This is a genomic window from Psychrobacter sp. DWR1-2-3, assembly GCF_049896465.1.
Lineage (GTDB): Bacteria > Pseudomonadota > Gammaproteobacteria > Pseudomonadales > Moraxellaceae > Psychrobacter > Psychrobacter maritimus.
Genome location: NZ_JAFCUJ010000002.1, coordinates 78,867 through 92,035 on the forward strand (window position 1 = coordinate 78,867; position 13,169 = coordinate 92,035).

Annotated in this window: 9 protein-coding genes; 6 read left to right on the forward strand and 3 right to left on the reverse strand. The window is 44.0% G+C overall.

Annotation, left to right across the window (positions count from 1 at the left end; genetic code table 11):
* Positions 1-249: 249 nt before the first annotated feature.
* Positions 250-1,425, reverse strand: a complete 1,176-nt coding sequence (locus ACP7AA_RS03600; RefSeq protein WP_406947528.1) for an acyl-CoA desaturase — start codon at positions 1,423-1,425, stop codon at positions 250-252.
* A 562-nt stretch (positions 1,426-1,987) separates the two neighbouring features.
* Complete coding sequence (locus ACP7AA_RS03605) at positions 1,988-2,728, reverse strand: glycerophosphodiester phosphodiesterase (RefSeq protein ID WP_426222692.1); 741 nt, start codon at positions 2,726-2,728, stop codon at positions 1,988-1,990.
* A gap of 395 nt (positions 2,729-3,123) precedes the next feature.
* On the opposite strand from ACP7AA_RS03605, the gene ACP7AA_RS03610 reads away from it, so the two are divergent.
* On the forward strand, positions 3,124-4,113 hold the full coding sequence (locus ACP7AA_RS03610; RefSeq protein WP_281489952.1) for a hypothetical protein: 990 nt from the start codon (positions 3,124-3,126) through the stop codon (positions 4,111-4,113).
* 126 nt (positions 4,114-4,239) lie between these two features.
* Here ACP7AA_RS03610 and ACP7AA_RS03615 read toward each other — a convergent pair whose 3' ends face one another.
* Entirely contained in the window at positions 4,240-4,839 is a 600-nt protein-coding gene (locus ACP7AA_RS03615; RefSeq protein ID WP_281489951.1) for a cob(I)yrinic acid a,c-diamide adenosyltransferase, read from the reverse strand.
* 233 nt (positions 4,840-5,072) lie between these two features.
* On the opposite strand from ACP7AA_RS03615, the gene cysS reads away from it, so the two are divergent.
* The 5 genes from cysS (at position 5,073) to pdxH (ending at position 12,982) form a co-directional block, all read left to right on the forward strand.
* Positions 5,073-6,533 (forward strand): cysteine--tRNA ligase, encoded by a 1,461-nt coding sequence (gene cysS / locus ACP7AA_RS03620; protein ID WP_281489950.1) that lies wholly within the window; start codon positions 5,073-5,075, stop codon positions 6,531-6,533.
* Positions 6,534-6,662: 129 nt separating this feature from the next.
* Positions 6,663-8,702: a mechanosensitive ion channel family protein gene (locus ACP7AA_RS03625; protein ID WP_426222693.1), complete on the forward strand. Its 2,040-nt coding sequence runs from the start codon at positions 6,663-6,665 to the stop codon at positions 8,700-8,702.
* A 469-nt stretch (positions 8,703-9,171) separates the two neighbouring features.
* Positions 9,172-10,644, forward strand: coding sequence for an IMP dehydrogenase (gene guaB / locus ACP7AA_RS03630; protein WP_201565811.1), 1,473 nt, complete (start codon positions 9,172-9,174; stop codon positions 10,642-10,644).
* Between the two features lie 228 nt (positions 10,645-10,872).
* Positions 10,873-12,240 (forward strand): phosphoglucosamine mutase, encoded by a 1,368-nt coding sequence (gene glmM, locus ACP7AA_RS03635; RefSeq protein WP_201625827.1) that lies wholly within the window; start codon positions 10,873-10,875, stop codon positions 12,238-12,240.
* An 82-nt stretch (positions 12,241-12,322) separates the two neighbouring features.
* Positions 12,323-12,982 carry a pyridoxamine 5'-phosphate oxidase gene (gene pdxH / locus ACP7AA_RS03640; protein WP_426222969.1) on the forward strand — a complete coding sequence of 220 codons (660 nt, stop codon included), beginning with the start codon at positions 12,323-12,325 and terminating at the stop codon, positions 12,980-12,982.
* Positions 12,983-13,169: the final 187 nt, after the last annotated feature.

Consider the following 13,169-nt stretch of genomic DNA (forward strand, 5'->3'; position numbering starts at 1 on the left):
TGGTAGATATCGATTGGTCGCTCTATAAATATAGATGCAAATAGTGAGTGCTGATATTCATGAACTCACTATACCATAGCCTTAATAATGCCGCGTTTCACTCTGTCCATCTCTTGTAATTAGTCCATAAGTAATTGGCACGCAAATCATTACCATAAAAAAACCCCCTATCTTTACAGATAGAGGGCAGGAGAGACTAACAATAGAGACTGACAATAAAGCAATTAAATCAGTAATCTTTATAAATACTTAAGCGGCTTTTGGGCTTTGACCGATAGAGCGAAACGCATTTTTTAGATTGCTATTATGCGCCAGTATTTTTTGTTCAACCTTGGCATAATCCTGTTTTAGCGTTTCTTCAACTTCATGCAAGCGATCAGCAAATTCAGTCTTTTTCAGCTCAATGGTTTTGGCTTTTAGCGCTTGCCATTCTTCGACCGTCTGCGTAAAGGCATCGTATTCAAACTTAATACGATCTTGGAAACTCTTCATCGCATGAGGAATATCAAGTCCGTTTGCGGTGGCATTATCAATCTGCTGTTGGGCTTTTTTGAACTGCATTTGAACTTCAGCATGCTTGATGGTGGTGTCGTCAACCGTACGCAATTCACTCGTTAAACCAAGTTTAGATAAGCCAACAATCAACCATTTAGTTGGGTCATATTGCCACCATTTCACACCATTACGATAGTCGTATTGGAAGAAGTGATGATAGTTATGATAACCCTCACCCCAAGTAAAGATAGCAAGGAAGAAGTTATCACGCGCACTATTGGTGTCGGTATAAGGACGCGTACCAAACATATGGCATAGCGAGTTAATAAAAAAGGTAAAGTGATGGGTCAATACCAAGCGCAGTAGACCTGCCAAGATTAACGTACCCCAAACATCACCGATTAACCAACCAACCGCAGCGACCATCGCAACGTTGGTTGCCAATACCCATAAACCATAATATTTGTGCTGAATCTGCAGCACTTTATCTTTGGTTAAGTCAGGAATGTTTTTATAATCAAAGCGCCCGCTAGGGTAATTACGTAGCATCCAGCCAATGTGGCTAAAGAAAAACCCACGCTGTGCCGAATAAGGGTCATCCATGCGATCATCAACATGACGGTGATGGGTACGGTGACCTGAGACCCAGTCAAAGGCTGAGCCTTGAACCGCAAGGGTTGAGCCTAGCAATAGGAAGTTTTTTACCAAAGGATGGGCTTTATACGCACGGTGCGACAGTAGGCGATGATAGCCTGCGGTAATACTAATACCTGTCCAGACCATAAAGGCACCAAACACACCCCAAACAGGCGCACTAACCTGATGGGTCAGTAAGTACCATGGCGTAATGACTGCCGCAGCAATAGGCGTTGTAATAAGGAAAATCGCTGGTACCAAGTTAATCGGCGATTTTTGGAATTCTAGCTCCAGAGGATCGATGCCTTCATCGTTGCTCGCTGCATTGGCATTTTTATAGCCGCTGGTGGTCGCAAACTGCGTATCGGCAGCGTCGTCAGTTTTGCTTTTGCTAGTATCAAGCCACGTCTTTACGCGTAGTGCTTGAGTGCCAGCGTGCTGTATAAGCGTATCACCCGACTTTATGGCCAAACGTAAGCCCTTAAGTGGTAAGCCTATTACTTTTTTAGCAATCATGTAATATTCCTAACGGTATTAATTTTAAACTCCATATTACCTGAAAAGAAAGACAAAGTGAACAGTTATACACTAGAAAAATATTGCTAAATAACAATAACTTGTATGAGTTATGGAATGTATTATCGTAAATAACCCAAGACTTATCAGCAATTTAGTGAAAGTGTAAGTACGAAGGTAGATATGTAGGGTATTAAACTATGGTAGTCGTTAAAAGAGGTGTTCATTAAAAACAGGCAATCATTAAAAGAGGCGTGGGTTATATATAGGTAGCAAAAGGTTGCATGAGCATAAATAACCCCTTCTATCTATGAATAGGTAGGTGATGTGAGCAAATAGGTTATGTAAGCAAATAGGTTGGATAGTCAGTGATAATGACATCGACTTGCCACGCGATCAATTGTTCAATCGTGTTGCTATCGTTGACTGTCCACGCACTGATAGGCAAGTTATAGCGATGACAGTGGGCAATGACTGCTTGATTCAGCAGCGGATAGTGAATACCGAGTTGCCCACAGCCAAGTTGCAGCGCAGTATTAGATGCCGTGATCAAGGTTTCAGGCGTCCGAATCAATAAACCACGCGGTATATGCTGCAATAGCTTATTGCGTTGCAGTCTGGCGTGTAGCTCGACATCAAAGCTGGTCAACACGATAGGTAGATTGGCAAGCGCACTATCGATTAGCTCGGTCATCAAAGCGTTAATTAGCTTGCGATAATCTGTGCGCTCATGAGTCTTAATCTCAAGCTCGATATAACTAAATCCTTCTAATGCAGCTGCTATATGCGCTAACGGCGTAATCTTATGGCCAGATTGCTTATCATCTAATTGCGTGTAGCGCTCAATTTCAGCCAGGCTTAACTGATCGATACGTGATTGCTGCGCGCACATACGTTGTAAATTGTCATCGTGAAAGACCATTAAGTGACCATCCGCAGTCAACTGCACATCGAATTCCACACCGGCTAAGCCCGCCGTTTGCAGATTTTGCGCAAGCTTAAAACCTGCTACGGTATTTTCTACTGCTTCACCGCGCGCGCCGCGATGGCCCAATAAAAGCGTGTTTTTAAAATTTATCATTATCAATAACTATCAAGTATTTTACCGCCATCATATCGCCTCTAGAAAACTGGGTCTAATAAAATATTTGCCGGATAGCAGATTCATCGCTTATATGAGATGCGCCAATAACTTACGCCATTATTTCCCTAGGTATTTGTTGCGTTTTTGCAACCAAACCTCGATTTTAGCCCTAATGTTAGGCGTTATTTGTATATCGATAGGCTACACTGATGACCATTTAATTCAAACACCGTATAATAATGTGGTTTTCAAAACTTGCACGATGACTGTTAATTGTTACGATTGCTAATTGTTAGTTACGATTTTAGCGTGATGGTTTCAGTGTGAGTGTTTGAATGTTAAACAATGTCCATCAGTGGCGGTACGAATCAGTAAATTGGAGCAAAGTAAAGATGAGCGTAGCAAATAAGAGTTTGAGCAAATGGTATAAGGTTGCTGGTATTGGCATCGCATGCAGTTTGGCGCTGGCTGGCTGTGACCGCTCAGAAAAAGAAGAGACGACGGAGACAGCAGAGCTAACCGAAAACACCACTGCTAGCGAAAACGCTGCTGCTACTGCGGTTAGCTGTGATGACCCGATGGTACAAGATCGCCTCAAATCCGCTTTAAAAAATACGCTCAATCAACAAGGACAAACGCTGGCTGCAAGCTACGCCAACGATGCTGAGATTGGTCTAAACGGCGGCGCTGTCACTGAGAAAACTAATGGTATCGTCATCGATGTCCAAAATGCCGCAGTTTTACAAGCAGCCAATGCCAATGGCATGACCACGTGTCAGGCGAGCGTCAGCATGACCTTGCCAAGTGAAGATTTATATCAAGCCAGCCAGCTGCAAGCGGCCAATAATCAGCCAAGCTTACAGTCTCGTTTAGCCAATGACAATATCCGTATTAATAACAATATGCTAGTTGATGATGCCTTTACTTATGTCGTTGGTACGCAAGGTGGTCAAGTACGTACGCGTATCGCAGGGCAGCCAGCGTTGATTACAGTCGTATCAGAAGTGGTGGCAGGCTCAGTCTTTCAGTCGGCGTTAGAAGAGCAGCGTGCTCAGCGCGCTGCCCAGCAAGCTGAACGTCGCCGTCAAGCTGCGCAAAATAACAACGACAGTCAACCGCGTCAGCCAAGACAAGTCACGCCAGTAACTCCTGTGCGTCCAACTCAACCTGCTACGCCACCGACTGTAAAGCAAAGTAATCAAGATAGCAGCAGTCAAAGCAATAGTAGTCAGAGTAGCAATAGTCAGAACAGTCAAAGCAGTAACCAAGCGGCCGCAACGCCTAGTACGTCAGCGCCTGCGACTCCAGCCACGCCTAAGTCAGTACCTAAAGATGAAAGTATCGACATGGTGATTATTGAAGATAAAAATGCCACTTATTAATAAAATGTCAGTAGTTACTGTTTAAGCCTATAGTTTGAAATAAAAACGCCCGCAACCATCATAAGTTGCGGGCGTTTTGCTTGCTAGATTTAGTCTTTGGCTAATAATGTAATGGTTAAGCTTACGCTATTTATTATCAGCGAATTTCTGTAGTACTTGACTGTCCCATAATACTTCAGAGACTTGCTCAGGGTCCGTACAGAAGCGGGCGGCAACAAATAGCCAATCAGATAAGCGATTGATAAAGCTGACTGCCGTAGGACGAATCGCTTCTGGACGCTGCTGTTGCAATAATACTGCTTGACGCTCAGCGCGGCGACAGACGGTACGTGCCACATGCAGTTGACTGACAAGCACTGAGCCTGTCGGTAAGATAAAATCCTTCAACGCTGGTAAGGTGCTATTCATCGCATCAATTTGCTGCTCTAACCAGTCGATATGGACGGCGCTCACGCCTTCATATTCTGGCATGGCAAGCTCGCCACCGATATTAAATAGCAAATGCTGAATAATCACTAACGCTTGCGCAAAATCGGCTTCTTTATTTACGTCAGTTGAAGTTTGCGTCAATTGCGCGCGGATTAAACCTATGTGTGAGTTGAGCTCATCGACATCACCCATGACACTAAATAGATTGTTTGCTTTACTCACGCGGCTGCCATCTGCCATGCCGGTGGTGCCGTCATCTCCGGTACGTGTATATATTTTGCTTAAACGATTGCCCATGTTTGCATCCTTAGCGGTCGGTGTTTTTTATCATTGCGAGTCTTACTTATAAGCTCATTGTAGTATTTTACGAGCATTTTCGCTAAGATAATGGGTTAAGTTTTATATTACTGCTCTTTCAAAAATAATAATGACGCTAGATACTGTTATAAATAAGCGTTTTTATTACTTAAATGTGCCGTACTAATATGCTCGTTTATTTCTTATACTTTTAATCAAAAGGCTTTTCTACTATGACCACACCTCTTGCAGACGCTATGTCTCAGCTTGCCATTTACGACTCACTTACTGGGCGCAAGCAGTCATTCAAACCGCTTGTTGCGGGCAAAGTCGGCATGTATGTGTGCGGGATGACGGTCTATGATTATTGTCATATCGGTCATGCGCGGATGATGGTTGCCTTTGATATGGCGGTACGCTGGCTGAAACAATTGGGTTATGACGTTAATTATGTGCGTAATATCACCGATATTGATGACAAAATCATCACCCGTGCTGCCGAAAACGGCGAAGAGATTGGCGCATTAACCCAGCGTTTTATTGCAGCGATGCACGAAGACTTTGCGGCACTTGGTTGCTTATCGCCTGATGCCGAGCCGCGTGCGACCGACCATATCGATGAGATGCAGCAGATGATTGGCAATTTGGTCAGTAATGATTACGCTTACGCTGGCGATAATGGCGATGTCTATTATGCGGTCGATAGCTTCCCTGATTATGGCAAATTATCCAAGCGCAATTTGGACGATATGCAAGCGGGCTCGCGCGTTGATGTCGAAAATGACAAGCGCAATCCGTTTGACTTTGTCCTATGGAAAGCGGCAAAACCTGGTGAGCCACAATGGGCATCGCCATGGGGTCAAGGACGTCCGGGCTGGCATATTGAGTGTTCAGCGATGTCGACCAAATGCCTTGGCAATACTTTTGATATTCATGGCGGTGGTCATGATTTACAGTTTCCACATCATGAAAATGAGATAGCACAATCGGAAGCGGCGACGGGCTGCGAGTACGCGCGTAATTGGATGCACGTTGGCTTTATTAATGTCGATGGCGAAAAAATGTCCAAATCTTTGGGTAACTTTGCCACCATTCGTGACGTCATCAAGCATTTCCACCCTGAAACGCTGCGCTTTTTCTTATTATCAAGCCATTACCGCAGCCAAGTAAACTTCTCCGATAGCGCTTTAAATGAAGCACATAATAGCCTAAGCAGGCTATATCAAGCGTTAAAAGCTGCCGAACAACAAAAAGGGCAAGCGCTTGTTATCAATGATGAGCTGATAACAGCTGCTTATGAAAGTGCGGCGGGACAAGACTTTATCAAAGCCATGAACGATGATTTTAATAGCTCAACGGCTATTAGTGTATTGTTTGGGTTGGCACGTGATATCAATAAAGCACTTAAGGCGGAAGACGTAGAGGGTGCATGGCAATTGGCGCAGCAGCTTAAAGCCTTGGCGCAGACGCTAAATATATTGCAGTTGCCAGTACAGCAGTTTCTACAAGCGGTCATCGGTGAGGCGCAAGCTGACGGTTTAAGCGGTGCAGCTATTGATGGATTAATCATCGAGCGCGCAGATGCCAAAACCAATAAAAACTTCGCCCGTGCTGATGAGATACGTGAGCAGTTAAAGAATGCTGGTATTGAGCTTGAAGACAGCCGCGCGGGTACGACTTGGCGCCGCGCTTAAATCATATTCTCTATATAACCAATTGTATTGATTAACAGTTTGCCCATAAATTAAGTCAGCTTAGCGCTGGCTTTTTTTTGCCCAGTGCATTAGCTTAATCCTATACTTAATGCAGCAGAGCCTTATCGTATGAAACACTCTCATTGGTCTTTGATTGTTCAAAACCTCCAAATTCTAAAGACTGGCAATACTGGTAATACTGGTAATATTGGTGATGCTGATGTTGTTAATTATGAAAAAGTTGAGGCTTTCAAAAAACTTGAGAGTGTGAATATTATTATGGCTAATGGAAAAAGATTTAATAAGCATTTAAGTATCCGTCATTTTATTCTCAGCATGGCCGTTATTATCCTAAGCATTATTTATCTGCCTGCTAATGCCGCTAGTACCGATAATACTGCGCCAGAAAACATCGTTGATTATGCCGAGCAACAGCTTGATAAGCTGAAAAGAGAAGGGGTTAGCGCCTCTGCTATTGCGGAAGAGATGATTAGTCCGCTTGAGAAAAAAACCGTGCAGCAAGCAGGCGTGCTACAAGGCGATTCTGGTCTGACGGGTGATTATAACGAAGGCTATTATGCATTAAGTACTCTCAATGCAGGCTTGCCGCCCTTATCTGAGCCACCGAATTTATCGACACCACTGGCAACGTTAGAGTTCTTTCAATCAGCGGTTATAAAGCAGCAGTATGACTTGGCCGCTTATGCGCTCAATATGAACTTGATTGATAAAAAGCAACAAAGCAGCCAAGCAATGGATCTAGTCAAACAGCTTGATTTTTTATTGGTAGAAAAAAAGCTTTATGTATTTGACAAGCTGCCAGATCGCCCAGATGGTTTGATAGAGCCGCCGCTTGGTAGCACGAATAGTATTCAAGGCATTCCTAGGCGTTCGATTCAATTAGGCTATATCGACTATCGCGAGCGCCGCATACCGATACATCTCGAACGCGTTCGCCTCGATGATAGCGCGCCTTTTTGGGTGTTTTCTGCGCAGACGGTGGCCAATATCGATAAGCTATACGAGCAATATCAGCCGGCAAAGTTTGAGCGTTATTTGCCCGACTGGACCAAGTTAAAAGTCTTTGGTATTGCGATTTGGGAATTTATAGCACTATCCATGTTCTTTTCTTTTACCATGGGTGCTGGTTGGCTATTAAGTAAAGCGGCCGGTAAACTGCTGAATTGGTATGTTTTGGATAAAGAAGGCAACCGACTTGGTACTGTTCATCACAACGGGGTGGAGGACTTGGTCAATAAACTGACCGTGCCTTTGACTTTTACCATCAGTTTTTCATCTGTTTATACGTTGGTATCAGGCGGCTTTCCTTATTTGGATGCCTTAGCCTCATCGACACGACCCATTATTTGGATTGGCTTGGTATTTAGTGCCATGTGGCTTGGCATTCGCGCTATTAATTTCTTTGCCAATCGTTATAAAGATTTGCAAATCGAAAATTTAAGCGAAGAGCAGTTTGATAAAGGCCGCAGCCGTCGTACTTATGTGTCTATCTTTCGCCGCGTTTTTATCTTTGTGATGATTTTAGGCGGAATTTGGATAGGGCTGAGTGAATTTACCAATATCGATGGTTTGGGTAAGACCTTACTCACTTCAGCGGGGATTGCCGGCGCGGTGATAGGTATTGCCGCCCAGCCCATTTTAGGCAATATCATCGCAGGGATGCAGGTCGCCATTACCCAGCCGGTGCGTATCGGCGATACGGTGATGATGGAGGGTGAATGGTGCACGATTGAGGATTTAGGCTACACCTATGCGGTACTAAAAACGTGGGATGAGCGCCGCTTGATAGTACCTATGCGGCATTTTATCACTGAGATTGTCGAAAACTGGTCGCATACCGAATCGCATCAAACCTCAGTGATTTATTTGTATGTCGATTATGGCGCTGATATTGACGCCATTCGACAAAAATACATCGAGCTGGTAAAAGACAATGCGCTATGGGACGGTGAAACTGAGCCTGAGCTGTTTACCGTCTCGGTATCAGAAACCACTATTAAGCTACGCTGTAGCCAAGCGGCTAATAGCCCTATTGATGCATGGACGCTTGAGTGTGAAGTACGTGAGCAGATGCTAGGCTATTTATATAACGAACAAAAAGAGTATTTACCGGCTGAGCGTTTGATTGTCAAAGCAGGTGATGGTTAAGTTTTTTGTTAAAGATTTAAATCTAATATTTTGGTCTATAACAATGCTATTCGATTGTATTTTAAGCTTCTTAAAGAGTGGTTTTATAAATAAGCAGGGAGGATTGGTCAGGATTGCGTCTCTAGCAAAATAAGCTGACAAATATGTTATGCGAAGGCTTGCCTTATTTGTTATAATATGGCGTTATTTTTAAGGGATAATTCAGTTATTAAGCATCGTTAATCAGACTTTAGGATGTTTAGAGGCGCTGTATTGGCAAATCTACTTACCCAATCGTTTTATTAGCGCTGATAAATAGATAACGTGCCGAGCGAATGTTGGTATTTAGTGTTTGTTCCTCATGGTTTTATCACAATCCGATGGCTTTATCTTCATTTGCATTTTAGCCGGCTGGTTTTGACAAAATATTCGTTTATCGACTTGATACTGCATTGTCCACCCATCAAAATAACCACCACTAGGGGTCTGTATGTTGCGAATTGTCGATGAAGCCTTAACCTTTGATGACGTTTTATTATTGCCAGCTTATTCTGAAATCCTACCAAAAGCTGCTGATTTAACGACCCGCCTAACCAAAAATATTACGCTAAACTTACCAATGATTTCTGCTGCGATGGATACCGTCACTGAGTCTGACATGGCCATTACCATGGCACAGCTTGGTGGACTGGGTATCTTGCATAAGAGCATGGATATTGATAAGCAGGCCATGCAAGTACGCCGTGTCAAAAAATTCGAAGCAGGTACGGTGGTTGACCCTATCACAGTTCATCCAGAGATGACGATTGGTGAGCTACTAAGATTGACCCAAGATAACAATATCTCAGGTGTGCCTGTGGTTGAGAAGGGCACTGATAAAGTAATCGGTATCGTCACCCACCGCGACTGGCGTTTTGAGACCAATTTGTCATTGCCAGTCAGTCATATCATGACGCCAAAAGATCAGCTGGTCACCGTCAAAGAAGGTGAAAGCAATGAGAATATCAAAAAACTCCTTCATGAGCACCGTATCGAAAAAGTCATTGTGATTAATGATGATTTTCGTTTGCGTGGCCTGATTACGGTTAATGATTTTACCAAAGCAGAAAACAATCCTAATGCTTGTAAAGATGAGCACGGTCGTCTGCGCGTTGGTGCGGCTGTTGGTACGGGCGCTGATACCCAAGCACGTGTTGAAGCCTTGATTGCAGCTGACGTCGATATCATCGTTGTTGATACGGCGCATGGTCATTCAAAAGGCGTGATTGATAAAGTTTCTTGGATTAAAAAGAACTTTCCAAACGTTCAAGTTATCGGCGGTAATATTGCCACTGGTGATGCCGCTTTGGCGTTACGTGATGCTGGTGCAGATGCGGTAAAAGTAGGTATCGGTCCAGGATCTATCTGTACCACGCGCATTATCGCTGGTGTTGGTATGCCACAAATCTCTGCGATTGATAGCGTAGCAAACGCGCTACAAGACAGTATTCCACTGATTGCTGATGGTGGCATTCGCTATTCAGGCGATATGGCAAAAGCCATTGCTGCTGGCGCGTCATGTATCATGGTTGGTTCATTGATGGCGGGCACCGAAGAAGCGCCAGGTGAAGTTGAGCTGTTCCAAGGTCGCTATTATAAAGCCTATCGCGGTATGGGTAGCTTGGGTGCGATGTCAGGTCAAAACGGCTCGTCAGATCGCTATTTCCAAGATGCCAAAGATGGTGTGGAAAAATTGGTACCAGAGGGTATCGAAGGCCGTGTCCCTTATAAAGGCCCAGTTTCTGGCATTGTCAATCAGATGATGGGTGGTCTGCGTTCATCAATGGGTTATACCGGCTGTGCAACCATCGAAGAGATGCGTACTAAGCCACAGTTTGTCAAAGTCACTTCAGCGGGTATGAAAGAATCACACGTCCATGATGTGCAGATTACCAAAGAAGCGCCTAACTACCGTGTCAACTAATAGCATTTTTAACGCTGCCTAAGTGCAAATTTCTGGCTTAGTAGCGTTGTCGTGACGTTGAGATACAAACAGCCAACAATGCCTTGTTATTGTTGGCTGTTTTTTTTGTAAAATACAAGATTGGATTAAGCGTATCTGTATCTGTATCTGTATCTACGGCTATGGGCTATGGGCTATGGGCTATGCGCACGTCTGGTTTTTACTTTTTAACATTGAGGAATAATAATAATGAGCTACTTTGGCACTGATGGTATTCGCGGAAAATTTGGTGAGTTACCCATTACCCCTGATTTTATTTTAAAGTTAGGTTATGTCACGGGGTTGGTGCTGATAGAAAATAATAATAATCCTGCTCGTAAACCCAGTGTGGTCATTGGTAAAGACACGCGTCTATCAGGTTATGTGATTGAAGGGGCGCTGCAAGCGGGTTTTAATGCCGCCGGTGTCGACGTCCATATGCTAGGGCCGCTACCAACGCCTGCTATTGCGCATCTGACGCGTAGCTTTAATGCTGATGCTGGCGTAGTGATTTCAGCCTCGCACAATCCTTATTTTGATAACGGTATTAAATTCTTTTCAGGTGATGGCAAAAAACTCACCGATGAGCTGCAAAATGCCATTAACGATAAATTGACCGCCATTATGGCTGCCTCGGGCAATAACGATGCTCTGATGCCTATTTTAGATCCAGCAAAACTGGGTAAAAATAATCGCATTAATGATGCTAAAGGGCGCTATATTGAGTTTTGCAAAGGCAGCTTTCCTTATCAATATGACTTGGACCATTTAACCGTCGTCGTCGACTGTGCCAATGGCGCAGGCTACAGTGTCGCCCCGCGCGTCATGCGCGAGCTTGGCGCCAATGTCATTGCGATTAACAACAAACCCGATGGTATTAATATCAATGCGAAGTGCGGCTCAACGCATCCTGAAAGTTTGCAAAAAGCCGTACTCGAGCATGAAGCCGATGTCGGTATTGCCTTAGATGGCGATGGTGACCGTATCGTGATGGTCGATGAAGCCGGCGAGTTGGTCGATGGCGATGGTATTTTGTACGTGCTTGCTACCCAAGGTCAAACCAAAGCCAAAGGCGTCGTTGGGACATTGATGAGTAACATGGGCTTAGAATTGGCATTAAAAGACGCTGATATTGAATTTACCCGTGCAAAAGTGGGCGATCGTTATGTAATGCAAGACCTTGAAGCCAATGGTTGGATATTGGGCGGTGAGCCATCTGGTCATATTTTATGCTTGGATAAAAGCCGTACCGGTGATGCCATTATCGCAGGCTTACAAATACTCGCAGTCATGCAAGCGCGCGGTAAAGCGCTTAGTGATTTGACCGAAGGTTTTGAAGTATTACCGCAAAAACTGGTCAATGTGCGCTTATCGCAAATGCAAGATCCGTTTGAACATGAAGAGCTTGTCAACGCTTTTGATAAAGCCCGCGCCACTTTAGAAGGTCGTGGTCGCTTGCTTATTCGTCAATCAGGTACAGAGCCTATGATTCGAGTCATGGTTGAGTCAGATGATGAGATAGAATGCGATGTGATGGCCAATGATTTGGCTGATAAAATAAAAACAGTTTTGGGCTAGAATCTTGGATTAAAAATTCTAGATTGATAGTATTTACGGGTATAGTTTGTATTTAAAAGTATAGCGAGAAACCAGCATGAGTATGGATTTTACCGATCAGCGCCTATCCTATGAGAAAGGTCAGCTTGACCAGCAGTCAGTGCCTGCATCGCCATTTGAGCTATTAAACGCTTGGATGAATGAGGCTATAGCAGCGCAAGTACCAGAACCGTATGCGATGAGTTTAGCGACGTGCGGGGCGGACAATAAGCCTAGCGTACGTATTGTCTTGCTGCGTGAGATTACCGATACCGGTATCGTGTTTTATACCAATTACGAAAGCGCCAAGGGTCAAGATATCGCTGAAAACCCCAATGCTGAAGCGTTGTTTTTTTGGCATCAGCTTGAGCGTCAGATTCGTATCAGTGGCAGTATTGCTAAAATAGATGCTAATAAATCGGCCGCTTACTTTCAAAAACGTCCGCACGACAGTCAAGTGGGCGCATGGGTTAGCCAGCCGCAAAGTGGTGAAGTTGTCAATCGCACTGTGATGGAGCAAACCTTTGAGCAATTGCAGGCTGATTATCCAGCGGACAGTCCGGTACCGACCCCAGAGTTTTGGGGTGGCTATGAGATTACAGTTAATGAGATTGAGTTTTGGCAAGGTCGTGCCAATCGTATGCATGACCGTATTGTATATAGCTTAGATAAGACTGGCTCAGACGGCGCAGCGAACTGGACAACCAAACGCTTATTACCATAATGCGTATGCATTTATAGCCAATGGTTATAATGTACTGTTTTAACGATAAAGAAAAACCCCCTCTAAACCTAATGTTATAGGTATTTAGAGGGGCTTTTTTATGCGCTCATAAGTATAGTTTATCTTATAATCCTAACAATTGTTCTATTTTTATAGATATGGTGCTTGACTGTCTTATGCTCTCAGT